Here is a 16,965-nt window from a genome sequence, read left to right as displayed (position 1 = left end):
ACTTCTTACTACTTATTATTAATGTACCGATTCATTGTATAGCAAGGCCTGCCACCGTCATTAATAGAATGATCACAGAACGGTGCCCTCGCCAGAATCAATCAAGCAGACATCGGTAAAGAGCTACCACACAGCAGCCCTTTCCGGCACGGTCATTAACTCTCGTAAATCGGACCACCAAACGAGGTGACAGGCGGTGCTTCGCCTTCGAACTTCTCCATTTCCACCACAACCGTGTTGGCAGAAGTCGCCTGCGCCAATTCCGACGAGCCGACATCCATTGTCAAGGTATTCGGATCGCCATAGGTATCAATCGCACCAAGCTTTTCGTTCAGCGGCCCGTACCAGGCTCCTTCGTGAATACGCACCACACCAGGCGGATAGTTATCCGACACCCTGGCACCGGCCAGCAGTTGACCACGGTCGTTATAAACCCGGACCAGATCACCGTCACTGATTCCGCGCTGTTTGGCATCTTCAGGGCTGATATAAATGGGTTCCCTACCCTGGACGGTATAGGTTGCCCGGTATTCTTCTGACTCGCACATCTGCGAATGCAAACGCTGATCGGGATGGCAAGACTGAAGCCAGAGCGGAAACTTGTCCGATTTCGGGCCGCCGTGCGAGCGCTCCGCCTTTTCGAACCACATAGGGTGTCCCTGACAGTGCTCGTAACCAAAGCGGTCTATTTTACGGCTGAAGATCTCAATAAATCCCGACGGTGTTCCTAACGGGTTAATTTCGGGATCCTGACGGAAGTCGGCATGTCGGACAAAATTCTTGCCTTCCCCGAAATCGACCACACCATCAGCCCAGAACTTATCAAACTCCGGCATCTCAAAGTTTGCCTTGTTGGCCTCGCGACATTCATCATAGAGCTGTCTTACCCACTCCATTTCATCCATGCCGCGGGTATATTCCTTGTGGCGGCCAAAACGGCGGCAAAGCTCGGTAAAGATTTCAAAATCCGTTTTCGACTGATACAAAGGATCCACCAGCTTGTGCATCGCCAAAATACCGGATGCAGAATAAGCACCATAGAGATCGATGTCGTTACGTTCAAACTGGGTGCAGGCCGGCAACACAATATCGGAGAAACGGCAGGTAGCCGTCCAGGCAAACTCAATGGTCACGACTGTCTGCAGCTTTTGAAAAGCTGTTTTCATCCGATTCCTGTCCTGATGGTGATGCCAGGGGTTACAGCCACTGACTACCAGCATTTTGGTCTCGGGCAGCTTAACCTTGCTGCCGTTGTAGTTGATCTCCTTGCCAGGCTCTAAGATCGCATCAATCCAACGCGCTACGGGAATGGTACTGCTGTAACCCTTAAAGTCATCGTTATCCCACTTGGGCTTTTTACCCTCATCAACATTTCGCGGAAAGCCGCCCGGCCCCGACGCGCCAGTCGGAGGAATTCCGACTCCGCTGTAATGATGAGAGTACGATACACCACCGCCAGGCAAACCGATTTGCCCCAGCATCGCCGCGATAACAGCTCCCATCCAGTAAGGCTGCTCACCATGCTGCTGACGCTGGATTGACCAACCGAAGATCAACTGAGTCCGATCTTTGGCCATCAACCGTGCCAGTTCCCGTATCTGCTCGGCTTTAACACCGCAAATTGACTCGGCCCATTCCGGTGTTTTTTCCATTTTGTCCTTGGTTTCACCCAGTACATAGGGCATAAATTCATCAAAACCCAAGGCATAGGTCTCGAGAAACTTCTTATCGTAGAGCGCTTCTTTATATAAGGTGTGTGCAATAGCCAGCATCAGCGGCAGATCGGTTTGTGGGTTAACATAGAGCTGATCGCAGCCCAAATAGTTCTGGGTCTTCGAGCGCACGGGATCGATGGAGATCACTTTGATCTCCCCTTTCTTCACTTTGTCTTTAAGCTGCTCATAATAGCCGTAGGAATCATGGGTCTCGCACTGCCAGCCTACCTGAGTATTTTTAACCGGATCATTGGCCCACAGGATAATTGTTTTGCTGTTGGCCAGTATGTCCGGCCATGAAGTGCCCTGGGCATAGACTTCGGTTGACCCGAGTACATAAGGCAGTATCGTCTGTCCGGCCCCGGTGGAATAGTCCCCGACCTTGGTCATAAAGCGGCCGTGCATTCCCACGGCCCGCTGCATATGGTTACCACAGCTATGAAACTGGCCGGTTTGCCGCCAGCCAGTCATACCCGCATGCAGCGCCCACGGACCGTAGTCTTTCTGGATCCGCTCCAGTTCCTGATAGAACAGATCCAGCGCCTCATCCCAGGTTACCCGGACAAAGCGATTATTACCGCGCGTATCACCGCTGTATTTGTGCTTCTTCAGCCAATTGAGGCGAACCATGGGGTAACGTACCCGCGACGGGTTATAGATAATACCTTTAATCCCGTTGATCATATCCGTCGGATACTTGTCTCTCTCGAGCGGTTTTATCTCAGTAACCTTACCGTTATAGATATGGGCCCGGAACGCTCCCCAATGGGAACCCGAGACTTTCCAGACTCCGTCGGCCGTATATGGTGATGCCTCTTCTGTTGCCGCTCTTGCTGCCTGAACAAGCAGGCTCGGGCCAATAACAGACACAGCCGAGGTTGTCGCTAGGCCTTTTAAGAACTTACGTCGACTTAATGACATGGTTTCTCCCTCACTTGCCTCTTAATGACCGCCATCAGAGAAATCTGATGAATGCTTCTGCAGATACTTAAGTACCAGCGCCTCACTATCGTTATCCAGATTCACAAATGCCAGCATCCCATTGAACATACCCGGCCAGGTATTGGCATCGAAGTGATTCTCGGCAGGCTGGGTATGGCAGACACTACAGTTGTCTTTATATGCAGGGCCCGCGACCGCCCAAATTTCTTCGACATCCTCCATCAGGGATTCTTTCGGCATCCACAGTTTGACACTGATCCGCTGCCAGCCGAGTCCAGTGAGATCGTCTTCTTTCTCTTCAAACTTTTCGACCAATGCATCATTGAGTGCAACGTCCTTGCTCAACGCCGCCGTCGGAATATTGAGGCCAAAGTCTTCGTTGATCACCCGACCAAAACCTTTGGTTTTCCGCCAGCCCGCAATCTCAACCTGAATCGCATTATCCTTAACCTGCACCACTTTCACCTCAGAAGCCGGATTCAGCTGGCCACCATCCACCGTCAGCGCTTCGTCTTCGTACATTGGCAAATAACGAACGCTGAAGTAACTCTCACCTTCCGAGTAACTGGTATTGTTGGCTTTCTGAACCAGCTCGGAGACCATACCGCCGGAAGCCTCCATATTACCCGGCAGCTCATGGGCGATTCCCTTATGACAGTCCATACAGCTCTGGTCGCGCTCGGCGGCCTGTTTCATCTGGACTTTGGCAAGATCGGACATCTCTTCCCAATTCATACTGTCGTAGTTATGGCAGTTTTTGCACTCCAGCGAGCCGTTGGCCGAAAAACGTTTCCACTCGTGATTGGCCAGCTCCAGCCGTTTTTCCAGAAACTTCTCGCGAGTATTAATGGTGCCAAAAATTGCCCCGAACACTTCCTTGCTGGCCTGCATCTTGCGGGCGATTTTATCTGTCCAGTTATGGGGAACATGACAATCTGGGCAAGTAGCCCTCACCCCAGAATGGTTTGACCAATGCACTGTCGTCTGCAACTCTTCATAGACATTGTCACGCATTTCATGACAACCGATACAAAACTTCTCGGTATTGGTAAACTCAAGCGCGGTATTGAAGCCCCCCCAGAATATAATCCCGGCAATGAAGCCACCCAGGCTCAACACACCTAAACTAATATGCACTGCCGGACGCCAAAACGTCGCCCACAGTTTATTTATCAAGCTAATCATAAGACCACCTTTTCGTTAACTTAACTGCTGAGGGCGTATTAACCGTGGCCGGGAGGACCGATGAAAAATGCCTGCATTGCCCAGACAATAAAGCCGTAGCCACCGACAAGGACAACTGACAGGATAGGGAAAAGAAAAATGACAATAAACAGGAAGGATTGCCACTCATATTTTGCTCTGTCTTGAGTCTCAACAGGTTCTGAGTTATTCATTGCTAACATCCCATCATTTTTATGATTATCCTCTTTGCCTACAGCCAAAGAGGTAGTGCACCACAAAGTATAGTTAAGGATATCAATTGCACTTCAATAGAATGATCCGCCCTGCCTATTTATCCGAACAACAAACGACGGCACAAATACGGTAGATATCAGAGGATGAGCGTTAACAAGAATGGCAGGGAATTAAGTAGCAGGCAGATTGAAATACGGTTAACACAGAAAGCAAAAAAGCCTGCTTCAGAGAAGCAGGCTTTTAGGGTTTCAGTATTCGATTATAGCCAATATCCGATTATAGCGACGCCATGTAGATAGTCTGGTGCTGCTGATATAGCTTCAGGCGATTTTCAAATTTGACATAACGCTGGGTGTTAGTTTCTTCCAGCTTTTCGATAGCCACTTCCTGGGCTTCGATAGCCTGGCGGAACTCACCGCATGCAGCATAGGCAGCAGCGAGATTATCATAGTCACCTGCATCACCTGTTCCTGTACGCTTCAGCACTTGCTTGGCCAATTTCAGGGCACGTTCGCCATCACGCATACGCTCGTCTGAACACGTTGCATACAGCCATACCAGGTTACGCTTAGACTCTAGCGAACCACCGTTGGACGCTTCGTTAAACCATTTAATCGCATTGCCGCAGTCTACTTTGCCGGTAGCACCTGATGCATAGTAGGCACCAAGCTCAACCATCGCCGGTATGTCACCTTCTTTGGCCGCTTCCATGTACCACTGAACAGCACGAAGGTTATCTTTTGGCAACACTTGACCCGCTTTAAACAGGTCACCAATCATGGTCTTTACTTCCGGCATATCGACTGCCGCTTTTTCCAACCAGTACATGCCTTTCATCGGGTCAGCTCTCAGGCCATTTGAGCCTTCAAGATAAGCTCGTCCCAGAAAAAGCTGCATATTCTTATCGCCCTGTTCGGCTTCTAGCTCGACATAATTTAAGGTTGATAACAGGTGATTCTCAGGAGATGTCGTTACAGAGGCCTGGGCTGTTCCGTAGCCGACTACAGCAAGGCCGAGCACGGCACCGAAAACAACTTTTTTAAGGGTCATTACTGCAGGCATATTAGGTTCTCTTTCATCTAGCTTCGTGGTGTTGATTGAAATCTATAGAAGTGATGATTAAAAAACAACCTGCAAAAGGTAGGCAACAATGACTGGAATGAACGACATTTTCGATTATTCGATGTCAGCTCAGAGAGTTATATTTAAAATTAGTTAGTAGCGTATTGTTGATTATGAGAGATAGATCGTGTTCTTCCACCATATAAACTACCGATATATGCTTAACCAAAGCTGAATCTACAAAGATTATTCTGCTACCATCATGATGGCAAAGCCGCCAGCCCTCGCTGACGGCTTCACTGCGCCACTGTTCGATGGCTCACAATTACAACGGTAGGTATTTGTCTTCACCACTGGCAAGCTGTTGATCGGTATACTTCGGCGAGTCACCGTCCAGGTCGATATCCAGGTCAATCTGATCCGGCAAATCAAGCAGGCCATCACACACTAACACCACATCATAATTTCCCGCGGGAACGTATGGCATTGAGTAATTATTTTCGTCTGTGACCTTGGCCGTCATGGTCGGCGTGTATTCATCCGATCCAAGATCGCCGTACTTCTCCTGCTCATCATTGGATTCATAAAGATAGACATAGGCATTATCTGTTGTAGGACATGACGAAAGGTCAATGTCACCAAAAATGCTACCTGATAAGTTTTCATTCAGCAGCTGAAATGCTTCTTGCTTGAACTTATAGGCATTCTCAACCAGCTTGAACATACTCCTGAAATCAAACGTCATCACGAACTTTTCAGGGGCATTGATATTGATATTCAAACCGTCGAACGTCAGATCATCATCAATCACCTTGTTATCGACCCAGCTACCGACATAGGAGTAAGGCACTCCCATAAATTCATCAATAGGTACATTCACAGGTAAATCATCAAGGAATTCATATTCACCCCTTGCGAGTGACAATGCCATGCTGACATATTCACCGACAGGAACTAACTGCTCCGAAATCAGATCAACCAGATCAACACCAGTGATATCATGCAAATCGATCACGATAAACTTCGGTGTGCCGTCATCGTAAACCGGGATCTCCGAGCCTTCAGGAATACATTGCTCAGAGCTTTTTACTTCTCCGTTCATGCTTCTTGTGGTCCACTCGACAATCTCGCCGGCCAGGTTCGTTAGCTTGACACTCTGAATTGCCACACAAGCCTGCAGCTGATCGCCGTCATCCGGCACTTCAGGCACTTCTGTTGGTGGTTTTGACACCCCTACTGAAACCGGTACTTCTCCGCTCCCCGAACCCGGGGTTGCATTTGCCGAACCTGAATCCCCAGACGAGCCTCCGCACCCAGCCACCACTAACGTGGCGAGCATCGTTAATATTATATTTCTCATCTCTACACCCCTACGACAATGTATAAATTGGCCGTGACCAAACGCATTCGCGGGCCGCCGCTCAGTTTGGCTTGTTATTCTGGATGGCCGATTCCAACAGTTAAAATTTTAGAGGCTAATAGCACCGCAAATAATTTATCGGTAACGTAATTAAGTAATGAGATGAGGTTCTTAGTAACAAGACATAAGGTCAAAAATGAACCTGTGCCGACAGGGAAATCAATAAAATTGTGCCATAAAAAAAGACCGGATCTCTCCGGTCTTCTCATCAGTTACTTGGCTTTGCTGCGTCGGTTACGCGAGGTCAAGCTCGAGCATTTCCTGGATATTGCCCTGGGATTTCGGCTCCTGGCCAAAACCGCGCAAGCCAACCACATGAACATGCTCGCGATCTTTGAAGATCTTCCGGACAAGTTTGTAGGTGGTGCCTTTTTCAGGACTGATATTCTCCGGAGCCGCAATCAACAGCTGCATGTCCAAACGCTCACACAGCTCGAACAATGTAGCGATAGATTTTGCATCCAGTCGGGCAGCCTCATCAAGGAACAACAGACGGCACGGAATGATCTCTTTTCCGCGCAGACGACGTGACTCTTCTTCCCAGCTCTGGACAACCATTAGCAGAATTGCCTGACCCGTACCGATTGCCTCACCGGTCGATAGCGCACCCGATTCGGCCTGTAGCCAACCATCAGTACCACGGTTCACTTCGATGCTGAGCTCAAGGTAGTTACGGTAATCAAGCAACTCTTCGCCCATGATCTGCGGCGAGCGCTGACCCATCTCAATATGCGGATTCAGGCGCTGGAACAGTTTGGCAATCGCTTCGGAGAACGTCAGGCGATGGTTGCCGAACAGATCCTGATGCTGATCCTGCTGCTCCGCCAGACCGCTCAACAGTGCCTCATGGGTATCACGCACTTTGACATTCAGGCGAACACCTTTCACCTGACCAAAACCAATATTCTGCAGACCCTGGTTCAGCATACGGATACGGTTTTGCTCTCGCTGGATTGTCTTGCGGATAATATTCGCCACCGAGTCAGAACTGATCGCCAGACGCTGTTCGCGGGCCGTCAGTTCTTCGCTCAGACGAGCCAGCTCGACTTCCATCTCTTCGATCGCCTCGACCGGATCATCGGTGCGAATAATATCGTGACGGATACGCTCGCGTAGATGCTGGTAGACGGCAATATAGAACAGAACCTTACGCTCAGGACGCGAAACATCTTCCGACGCACGTAACGCATCTCGCAATTCCTCGTTATCGGCCACTGCCAGACGCAATGCACCCAGCGACTTATCCGATAGCGAGCGCAGCTCGTCGGCAGACATGTAAGCCATCTCGCGTCGGTGCAGGCGACGTTCGACATCGCTTTCGCGCGCCAGACGCAACACCGCGCACCAACCGGCCTTGGCAGTAACCACCAGCTTGCGGATTTCCTGGTATTCCTTACCGACTTTACGCAGGCGCTTAACCAACGCTTTCATCTCCAGCTCAATCGAGGTGATTGCTTTTTCCAGCTGGCTGCGTCGGGTACGGGAGCTGTGCAGTCGTTCGTTCAGCTCGTCACGGCGCAAGCGGGCACGCTCTTCTGCTTCAAGATCAGCGCGAACGCCCAGCTCCTGCAGCTCACGTTCAAACTCCTGAACCGTTTCCAGTTTCGCCTGATGCGAGCTCTTGAGCGATGCCATCAACTGGTTGTACTGGTTGGCCTGGGCACGTGACTGCTTCAGCGCATCACGGCTGCGGGTACGCTCGCGTTCTGCCGCAACCAGTTTCGCCTTCAACTGCTCATTAAGCTCCGAGCTCTTGTTAAGTAGCTCAACTGAATCGGCATAGCTAAAGTGGTAGCGACGCTCAACCAAGTCAGCAATCGCAAAGATTTTGGTTTTCAGCGACTGCAAAGTGTTGTCAGCCTGCTCGTATTGAGCCTGCAGGGCATCAAACTGCTCCGGATCGGCATCCAGTGCAGACACCAATCCTTCCAATTCCACGACTGCCTTGCCATGGCGGTCAAGGTAGTTACGTGCCTCGTCAAGCTGAGACAGTTGCTGCTCAACGTCTTCAAAGCGCGCTGTCAGGGTGTCGTCTTCCAGCAAGTTAACAACTGGTGTCAGCTTGCCCAGTAGCGCCAGCCCCTCACGCGCAGCCGTCAGTTGGCTACGTTGCTGCTGCTCTTTGGCGTCGGAGTCAGACAGGCTACGAGTGATCTGGTTACGCTTGTCACGTGCCGCTTTCAGCCCAGCTTCCGGATCGGCATTAAAGGCAACGGCCATATGAGTGGCAACAAAACTATTGAAGCTCTGATACAGACGCTGCAGCTTTTGTGAGTCAAACGCGGCCTTGGCGTGATCCTCGACAACCTGCTCGCGTTCCTCACGCAGCTGCTCGAGACGCTGCTCGCGGGCAGCACGGCCAAATAGCGGGACTTTCGGGAAACGAGAGTATCGCAGCTGACGGTCGTTCAGGTGAACACAAACAGCCTCTTCCAGTTCATCGACGTCAAAACCACTGTCATCAAACGAGTCGGCATCCCCTTCGATGATATACAGGTCATCCGGACAGTCATCCAGCGCCACCAGCTTGTCTTTGATGCCCTTCAGATCCGGCACCACAATTGCGTGGCGCGCCGGGCCGTACATCGCACTGAAGTACGGGGCATCAGCCAGGGTAATGTCGTCATAAATTTCTGACAGCAGGCTACCGCCAAGCGTATCTGCCAATGCGCGCAGGCGAGAATCATCGCTACCGCCCGGCTGTGCCAGGCGCTCGATATCCAGCTCCAGTTGCGTCTTGCGTGCAGCCAGCTGGTCGCGCTTTGACGAGGCCTCACGCTCCTTATCCAGTGTCAGCTGCATCGCATCCATCACCGCCTGGCTGTCAAACAGCTCGCGCTCAGACTGCTCAGACAGTTTTTCCAGTGCATCTGATGCCGCAATCCAGGCCGGCGCCGATGCCTCCAGCGACGAAATTTGTGCAGACAGCTGCTGCTCCTGACGACGAAACTCGCCACGCTGCTCGACTAACATCTCTTGCTGTTGCTCAAGGCTTTCCAGCGTCGCTTCATGACGGGCCTGCTCTTCAGCCAATGTCAGCTCGCTGTCGACAGTGACGGCAAATCGCTTGGCATAGGTTTCGGCCAGCTCGGTCGCCTGACGCTGGTTGCGCACACTGCGCTCCAGGTCACGGTATTGTGCCTTGAGCTGTTCACCACGATCAGCAACGGCACGTAGCTGGCGGGCATGTGCAATTAGTTCGCGCGCCTTGTCACCTGCCTGGGCACGATCAACCGCACCGGCAATGGTGGTGACAATTTGCAGACCTTTATCAAACTGCTGAGCAGCCGCCGAAGACATATCAAGTTTATGTTTCAGGGCCAGCAATGCTGTAGTCTGTACTTCCTGCTCCTGCTTGAGCTGAGACAGGTAAGGCACCGCCTGATCTGCAAGTAGCTGATGATCACCGGACAGATCACGGGCTTTCTCCAGCGCCTGTACCGCCTGCTGATATTGCAGGGCACGGGTCTGCTGCATATCCAGCGCCTGCTGGTAGTCCGCCAGTTGAGTTTTCAGGCTGTCGACTTCCTCTTCGCTCAGCAGCGACTGCTCTTCAGCCATCGCCAACTGTTCGGCCGCTTCTTCAACCACCATCACCTGCTCTTCCAGGCGCTCGGTCAGCTCTTCAAGATCCTCGCGGTAGCGTTCAATCTTCTCTTGCTGACGTACTGCGGTCTGAACCAGCTGCAGGTGATCCGACGCTGCCTGATGATCCTGCTCCAGTGCGCCTTCACGCTCTGTCAGTTCATCCAGCTCGCCGGTCATGTTAATCATCGATGTTTGCTGATCATCCAACACCTTGCGCGAACCAAGCAGTTCGCCACGCAGGCTCAGGGTCTTTTCCAGCTTCTGGCGACGCTCGTTGGCATGGCGCATATAGTCCGCAGCAACATAGTTGGTTGCCTCGGTGATCAAATGCTTGAACAGGTCACGGTCGTTCTGGGTCAGCTTAATCGCTTCCAGCGTCATCCGGTTCTCGCGCAGTGCCGCTTCCATGTCCTGGAAGGCTTTCTTCACCCCGGTATTTTGCGGCAGCAGGTAGTCACGCAGCGAGCGGGTGATCGCACTCGAGATCCCTCCGTACAGCGAGGCCTCAATCAGGCGATAGAATTTGGAACGATCGCTGCTGTTGCGTAATTTCTTCGGCAGGACACCAAACTCGAACATCTGGGCATGGTAATCCGTCACCGAGTTAAAGGCCTTGAAGTGGGTCCCTTCGTACTCGGCGGCAATCTCTTTGACTTCATTGATCTGGCGAACCCGCGCCTGGTTGTCAGACAAGGTTTCGACCAGGACTTCGGTCGGTTTAATATCCGATGGCAGGCCCTGGATGATAAATGGCTTGATATCCACTTTCTTGTCACGACCGGCCACTTGCTGCAGCTTGACCGCGAAGATGATGCGTTGCTTCTTGGAGTTAACCACATCCAGCGCCGCATAACAGGCACCCGGCTTCAGCTTACCGTGCAGGCCCTTGTCGCGCGAGGCGTTCGAACTGCCGGCTTCAGTCGTATTTCGAAAGTGCAGCAGGCTCTGATCCGGGATCAGAGAAGTAATGAATGCCGCCATCGTTGTCGACTTACCGGCACCGTTACCACCCGACAGAGTGGTCACCAAATTATCAATGTCAAAGGTACGGGCAAAGAAGCCGTTCCAGTTGACCATTGTCAGCGATTGATACTTACCGCGTTCCATCAGGCTTCGCCCTCCTGTCCGTCATGCTCGGCTTGTTCTGTTTCTTGCTCGCCCGTTGCATCCAACAGGCTAGACTGGCTCGGCTCCTGCTGGTGAACCACCACCGCTTCACCGTCACGGATCAGACGTAGCTGGGCTTCACGTACGTCATCGCCAGTACGGACATCGGCACCAAAGCGGAATACCGCCTCGCTGATGCGGAATTTGCCGTTCTCGCCTACCGGAATGATCATCCCGATACGGCGCAGGCGACGCAGCGACGTTTTGACTTTGTCGAACAGTTTTTCCCGGTCGAGATCAGAGCCGGTTGCCCGGTTGGTGACCAGCTTCATCAGCTTGGTCTCGTCGGCCAGTGCCAGTAGCTCGTCGAACAGTTCCTGGTTGGTAAATATCCCTTCGTGCGCCAAGCGCTCCGGGCTCAAATAAAGGAAACACAGTACCTTGCCCACCAGCATGTCGATTTCCGACAGTACCGAGCGGCCGATCAGTGACGTCGAGCGAGGACGCAGGTAGAAGAAACCTTCCGGGGCGCGAACCAACTCGGCGTTATAACGTTTGTAAAACATAACCAGCGGCTGCTCGAACTCAATCAGCAGAGCATGGTTATCCAAATCTTCGCTGGCGATGTGGCGGCCAGAACGTAGCGCATTATCCAGTGCCGGGAAAAGCGGGTTGGCTATTGCCTTGGCCAGCTTCTCAGGCATAAATTCTTCAATATTTATCGATGACATTAGCTTGTACCTTGGCTCCATATTCATTGATTGCTTCCCAGTCAGGCTGTATTGCATTGAAGTCCGACTCCGAGTAACCGAGCCTTACCGCCTGATCAATCACAATGCGCGCCAAATCAAAGTGCTGCGCATGTGGTTGTTGAGCCAAATAATCTTTAAGAAGCAAACTTAGGTTGATTGCAGCACCCGTTTCTTTATGGGTCTGCAGCATTGCAGCAACTTGGTCGGCCAACTGGTCGTTCACCAGGCTGAGCTCTTCAAATTCCATCTCTTCCGGCACAATACCGGTAACTTCGTCGTCTCTCAGCACCAACGCCTCGTCACGCATGTCCAGCAGACGCTCGGCATCGGCGTAGGTCAGCAGCCATGGTTCGTCGAAATAATCGGTGACCGACTGACGCAAGCGCTGGCTGAAGGCACGGTTCTTATCCATATCGATCGCGGTACGGATGAACTTATGAACGTGGCGGTCATAGCCAATCCACAGATCAATGGCCTGCTGCCCCCAGTTGATGATTCGGTCAAGCTTCGCCTGCAGGATAAAGATCATCCCGTCGACGAAATCCAGATCCGGGTTACCCTGAATTTCCTCCTGGATAGCCAACAGCTGGGTTTGCAGCTGGTCGCCTGCCGCCTGCAGAGTATCCTGCAGCTCACGCAGCGTACTGGAGGTTTCGTTCAGCAGGCTCTCACAGTTGGTGATTGCCGCCCGCCAATCCTGATTCAGCAGCTCGGCAATATCTTGCTTGACCTGTTGCTGCTGCTCATCCATTGTGCGCTGGTTAAGATCAATCCGGTCAAAGATTTCAGCCACTGAATATTTCAGTACGGCGTAGACCTGCTGACGCCAGTGCTTCTCATCACCACCTTCCTGCGCAGCTTCCGCAGCCTTGTTGATCTCGTCGGCAACCATTGCCAGCTGAATCGACAATTTCAGTGAAGAGTACTCGCGATGACGGGCGTAATAGTCGGTTATGCTCAGCGCAAGCGGGCTGAGACGGTAAATACTGGCCCCATCCGTCACCTCACTGGTAAAGCGGGTGATCAGGCGCTGGCGAACCAGTTCATTAATGGCGTTATTGGCACGAAAGGCCAGGGTTTCCTGAGACTGATCAAACATATCGCTTACAATGCGAAACGCATCAATCAGCTCCCCTTCCCCTAATTCTTCATCAAAGCGATCGCCGCTTAATACAGCAATCGCCAACAAGAACGCCAGCCGCTCAGTTGGCAGGTTAAGCGAAAACTCATGCTGCTTAACCCAACTCACCAACTCAGGAACGGTCTGGGATACATCACTCATCCGTTGTCCTTATTGCTGTTATCGTTGCTTGTCCCGTTATCAGCCGGTGTCTCCGGATCTGATGGTTTCTGGGCGTATACATGGATATAGCGGCCCAGGGACAAATAAGGCTCCTGACGACAAAGCTTCTGCTCCATCTCAAGAACTTGTTCAAAACTGTAGTCACCTACCATGGTTGTCTGCATATAGTCATGGAAGGTACGCACGCCGGTTTTTCCGAGAATGGTAAATCCGGCGTCGGTTAACCAGCTATAGACATCTTCCGGCTTGATAGCCTGCTGTGGCTGTAGCTTAAAGCGCTTGCGGTGCGGCATTCCCTCTTCGATATGAGTCAGGTTGCCACAAATTAAATTCTTGAACAGCAGTCCGTTGTAGTTGTAGAACATCACCGAGATAACCCCGCCGGGCCTGGTTTGCTCCAATAACCGCTCAAGCGCCTCTTTCGGATCGGACAGCCACTCCATCACAGCATGGAATAGCACCAAGTCCGCCGGCTCACTCAAATGCTCGCCAATTTCCTGGACCGAGCTGTGAACCAGACGATATTGCTCAAGAAGGCCGTTGTTGGCAATTTCCTGCTCGGCCAGCTTCAGCATTTCACCAGAAAGATCACATAAAGTGACACGATGCCCCAGCTCAGCAATTTTTTGCGATAGCTGGCCGATCCCCCCGCCTGCATCAAGAATATGCAACGGTGTTTGTGATTCCAGCAAGGCTAAAATTTGCTCAAGATCTTGCCAGACAACAGTCTGCCTTATTTGGCCTTTTGCTGTCCCGTAGATATTTTTAGCAAATTTTTGCGCTAGGTCGTCAAAATTTCGATCTTTGATCACGTCAGCTTTACGTTATGATAGCGGTTGAAAAAATGTGGCTTATTTTCTCACAAGCGTTATAGGAATAAAGGCTTGTGGTGCTTTTTCGAGCTCAACTGCTGAATTTTCGGACTACATTGCATGTTTGAACTAAAAAAAATTGTTTCTGCATTACTCATGCCCCTGCCCGCACTGCTGATAATCGGGTTCCTGGGCTTGTTGATCCTCTGGTTTACCCGGCGCAAGGGACTCGCGTCCTTTTTCATCGGATTCGCCTTTATAGGCATTTTCCTCGTATCCTTCCAGCCGATAGCAACCAGCTTGCTTCGGCCATTGGAACGCGAGAATAACCCCTTCGTCCCGACATCCGCAACGGTGGACTATGTCATGGTGCTGGGAAGCGGGCATGTTATCGACCATGCGATGCCAATCACCTCCGAGCTATCGCGTACATCACTGATGCGCCTGGCGGAAGGCATACGTATCCATCGCATGTTCCCCGGGTCCAAGCTGATCTTGTCGGGTTATGGTGGTGGTACCAGTATCAGCCAGGCACGAATGATGGCAAAAGTAGCCCTGGCACTGGGTGCCAACAAAAGTGATATCCTGCTGCTCGAAACCGCCAAGGATACCTGGGAAGAAGCGTTCCAGGCGGCTTCTGTTGTCGGTGATAAAAAACTGGTTCTGGTCACCTCTGCCAGTCATATGACCCGCGCAATGAATGAGTTTGAGCAAGCCGGCCTGGCCCCAACCCCTGCGCCAACCAACTTTCTTGCCAGCAACAAGATCAAACAACCTTGGGAGCGCTATAAGCCGCAGGCCAAATATCTGGAACAAACGGAGCGCTATTGGCACGAAACACTGGGCCAGTGGTGGCAGCGGCTAAGAAACCTGCTTGGCGAAACCAAGCAAGCCCCCGAGCAACCAGAATCAACCTCTAATGTGTCCATGGAGCTGGCACTGAATACCGCCTCTCCCGCTTAGTCTCCCTTTGCTATCAGGCCGGGAAACTGGCCTGGTACAACCCAATGCAAATCATATAAATCAAATTGCACCCCAGCACGATATACACAACAAGCAAACAATCCACGCAAACTATTGTTTTGATTAATAAACAACCTATAAGTGTGATTATCGGGCCTATATTCCAAACAGTTTTAATATGTTCGATTTTCTTATAGCTTTGGTAATAAAAAACCGTTTCTGATAAGTGCCTTGCATCATACAATTGCGCTCCCAGCTAATAGATAAGTCTGAAATCATACTTTCAGGCGAATAAAATACTACTTGGAACGGCTCAGCATGATGTATCTAGTGATAAACCTGGCGCTCTTCGCCCTGCTAATTGGTTTCTTGTTCAAACAGCAAAAAACCGAGTACACCCTCTCAAGACAGGTCTTTACCGGCCTCGGCTTCGGGGTCATCTTCGGCGGCGCGCTTCAGCTCGTTTACGGTGGTGGCAGCCCGGTGATTGCTGATACCCTCGAATATATCAACATCGTTGGTGCCGGCTATGTCAGCCTACTGAAAATGATCATTATGCCGCTGATCATGGTTTCCATCATCGGTGCGATTATCAAGGTCAAGGATTCCGGCTCGCTGGGCAAAATTTCAGGTCTCAGCATCGGTATATTACTGGCAACAACAGCCGCTTCAGCGCTTATAGGGATCCTGGTCAGCAACCTCTTTGGCCTGTCTGCTGAAGGCATCGTTCAGGGCGCACGTGAAATTGCCCGTGGCGAAGTGCTTGAAACTCGCCTTAGCACTGTCGAGTCACTGTCGTTTGCCGACATGATCATTTCATTCTTCCCCGGTAACCCGTTTGCCGACTTAGCCGGCAGCCGCCCGACATCAACCATCGCCGTAGTGATCTTCTCAGCCTTCATCGGTGTCGCAGGCCTCAGCGTTATCCGTAACCAGCCAGATCTTGGTGCAAGTTTCGAGAAGTTCATCAATGTAGCCCAGGAAGTGGTCCGTACCCTGGTTCGCATGGTACTTAGCCTGACACCCTATGGCGTTTTGGCCCTGATGAGCAAAGTTGTGGCCGGTTCTAACTATGATGACATCCTGAGCCTGATCAATTTTGTGACCGCTTCTTATGTCGGCCTGGCACTTATCTTGGTAATGCATTTAGTGCTAGTCTCATTCGTAGGCGTAAACCCAGTTCGGTACCTGAAGAAAATCCTCCCGGTATTGACCTTCGCCTTCACTTCCCGCTCAAGTGCAGGAACTATCCCGTTAAATGTCGATACTCAGGTGAAAAAGCTGGGTAACGGTGAAGGAGTGGCAAACTTCTCGGCTTCTTTTGGCGCCACTATGGGCCAGAATGGCTGTGCCGGTCTGTATCCCGCCATGCTTGCCGTTATGATTGCACCGACAATCGGTATCAACCCGCTTGATCCTGGCTTCATGCTGACACTGATCGCCATTGTCACTATCAGTTCGTTCGGTATCGCGGGTGTCGGTGGCGGTGCAACTTTCGCCGCTTTGATTGTCCTATCCGCCTTGGATATGCCGGTTGCACTCGCTGGCCTGTTGATCTCTATCGAACCGCTGATTGATATGGGACGTACAGCGGTGAACGTAAGCGGTGCGATGACTGCAGGCACGATTACCTCGCGAGTTCTGGGCCAGGCCGACAACAGCCTGTTTGAAGCTGACGATGATAATGACAACAAACCAGTTAACGCTTAAAAACCATCCCAACAAATAGATTAAAGACCACCTGCGGGTGGTCTTTTTGTTTTTGCCATCATCACTTTTTCGGCAACACCGTTTCATGAACGGAATATGAATTGCCTACTCACATCAAGTTCAGTCGCGCTGGTGTTTAATAGCTTCATCAACCAAGACATCAATCACCATA

Annotated in this window: 11 protein-coding genes; 2 read left to right on the top strand and 9 right to left on the bottom strand. The window is 51.4% G+C overall.

Annotated features, from left to right (window positions below; genetic code table 11):
* Nucleotides 1-155 precede the first annotated feature (155 nt).
* The 9 genes from torA to cmoM all read right to left on the bottom strand — a co-directional run bounded on the left by torA (nt 156) and on the right by cmoM (nt 14,120).
* The gene (gene torA / locus L4D19_RS09820) at nt 156-2,636 is read right to left on the bottom strand and encodes a trimethylamine-N-oxide reductase TorA (RefSeq protein WP_428452308.1); all 2,481 of its coding nucleotides are present in this window, start codon (nt 2,634-2,636) and stop codon (nt 156-158) included.
* A 21-nt stretch (nt 2,637-2,657) separates the two neighbouring features.
* On the bottom strand, nt 2,658-3,842 hold the full coding sequence (gene torC, locus L4D19_RS09815; protein WP_428452307.1) for a pentaheme c-type cytochrome TorC: 1,185 nt from the start codon (nt 3,840-3,842) through the stop codon (nt 2,658-2,660).
* A gap of 38 nt (nt 3,843-3,880) precedes the next feature.
* Nucleotides 3,881-4,054: a periplasmic nitrate reductase, NapE protein gene (locus L4D19_RS09810; protein ID WP_428452306.1), complete on the bottom strand. Its 174-nt coding sequence runs from the start codon at nt 4,052-4,054 to the stop codon at nt 3,881-3,883.
* 298 nt (nt 4,055-4,352) lie between these two features.
* The gene (locus tag L4D19_RS09805) at nt 4,353-5,138 is read right to left on the bottom strand and encodes a tetratricopeptide repeat protein (RefSeq protein ID WP_428452305.1); all 786 of its coding nucleotides are present in this window, start codon (nt 5,136-5,138) and stop codon (nt 4,353-4,355) included.
* 325 nt (nt 5,139-5,463) lie between these two features.
* Nucleotides 5,464-6,498 (bottom strand): hypothetical protein, encoded by a 1,035-nt coding sequence (locus tag L4D19_RS09800; protein WP_428452304.1) that lies wholly within the window; start codon nt 6,496-6,498, stop codon nt 5,464-5,466.
* 294 nt (nt 6,499-6,792) lie between these two features.
* A complete protein-coding gene (mukB, locus tag L4D19_RS09795; RefSeq protein WP_428452303.1) occupies nt 6,793-11,253 on the bottom strand; it encodes a chromosome partition protein MukB in 4,461 nt (1,486 codons plus the stop codon).
* On the bottom strand, nt 11,253-11,984 hold the full coding sequence (gene mukE / locus L4D19_RS09790; protein ID WP_160648224.1) for a chromosome partition protein MukE: 732 nt from the start codon (nt 11,982-11,984) through the stop codon (nt 11,253-11,255). The genes mukB and mukE overlap by 1 nt, the downstream gene beginning before the upstream one ends.
* Nucleotides 11,965-13,287 carry a chromosome partition protein MukF gene (gene mukF, locus L4D19_RS09785; protein ID WP_075766476.1) on the bottom strand — a complete coding sequence of 441 codons (1,323 nt, stop codon included), beginning with the start codon at nt 13,285-13,287 and terminating at the stop codon, nt 11,965-11,967. Before mukF ends, mukE begins: the two co-directional genes overlap by 20 nt.
* Nucleotides 13,284-14,120, bottom strand: a complete 837-nt coding sequence (cmoM, locus tag L4D19_RS09780) for a tRNA uridine 5-oxyacetic acid(34) methyltransferase CmoM (protein WP_428452302.1) — start codon at nt 14,118-14,120, stop codon at nt 13,284-13,286. Before cmoM ends, mukF begins: the two co-directional genes overlap by 4 nt.
* Before the next feature lie 120 nt (nt 14,121-14,240).
* Here cmoM and elyC point away from each other — a divergent pair, with 120 nt between their 5' ends.
* Nucleotides 14,241-15,083 (top strand): envelope biogenesis factor ElyC, encoded by an 843-nt coding sequence (gene elyC / locus L4D19_RS09775; protein ID WP_428452301.1) that lies wholly within the window; start codon nt 14,241-14,243, stop codon nt 15,081-15,083.
* Between the two features lie 318 nt (nt 15,084-15,401).
* A complete protein-coding gene (locus L4D19_RS09770; protein ID WP_428452300.1) occupies nt 15,402-16,793 on the top strand; it encodes an L-cystine transporter in 1,392 nt (463 codons plus the stop codon).
* The last annotated feature ends 172 nt before the right edge of the window (nt 16,794-16,965 follow it).

Origin of the sequence: Photobacterium kasasachensis, from assembly GCF_050336885.1 — a bacterium.
Lineage (GTDB): Bacteria > Pseudomonadota > Gammaproteobacteria > Enterobacterales > Vibrionaceae > Photobacterium > Photobacterium kasasachensis.
This window is presented reverse-complemented; position numbering and strand designations above follow the sequence as displayed.

Excerpts from the sequence above, each read along its gene's own strand:
- mukB (WP_428452303.1), bottom strand. The coding sequence starts at position 11,253 with ATGGAACGCGGTAAGTATCAATCGCTGACAATGGTCAACTGGAACGGC.
- L4D19_RS09770 (WP_428452300.1), top strand. The coding sequence starts at position 15,402 with ATGATGTATCTAGTGATAAACCTGGCGCTCTTCGCCCTGCTAATTGGT.
- torC (WP_428452307.1), bottom strand. The coding sequence starts at position 3,842 with ATGATTAGCTTGATAAATAAACTGTGGGCGACGTTTTGGCGTCCGGCA.
- L4D19_RS09800 (WP_428452304.1), bottom strand. The coding sequence starts at position 6,498 with ATGAGAAATATAATATTAACGATGCTCGCCACGTTAGTGGTGGCTGGG.
- torA (WP_428452308.1), bottom strand. The coding sequence starts at position 2,636 with ATGTCATTAAGTCGACGTAAGTTCTTAAAAGGCCTAGCGACAACCTCG.
- mukE (WP_160648224.1), bottom strand. The coding sequence starts at position 11,984 with ATGTCATCGATAAATATTGAAGAATTTATGCCTGAGAAGCTGGCCAAG.
- mukF (WP_075766476.1), bottom strand. The coding sequence starts at position 13,287 with ATGAGTGATGTATCCCAGACCGTTCCTGAGTTGGTGAGTTGGGTTAAG.
- L4D19_RS09810 (WP_428452306.1), bottom strand. The coding sequence starts at position 4,054 with ATGAATAACTCAGAACCTGTTGAGACTCAAGACAGAGCAAAATATGAG.
- L4D19_RS09805 (WP_428452305.1), bottom strand. The coding sequence starts at position 5,138 with ATGCCTGCAGTAATGACCCTTAAAAAAGTTGTTTTCGGTGCCGTGCTC.
- elyC (WP_428452301.1), top strand. The coding sequence starts at position 14,241 with ATGTTTGAACTAAAAAAAATTGTTTCTGCATTACTCATGCCCCTGCCC.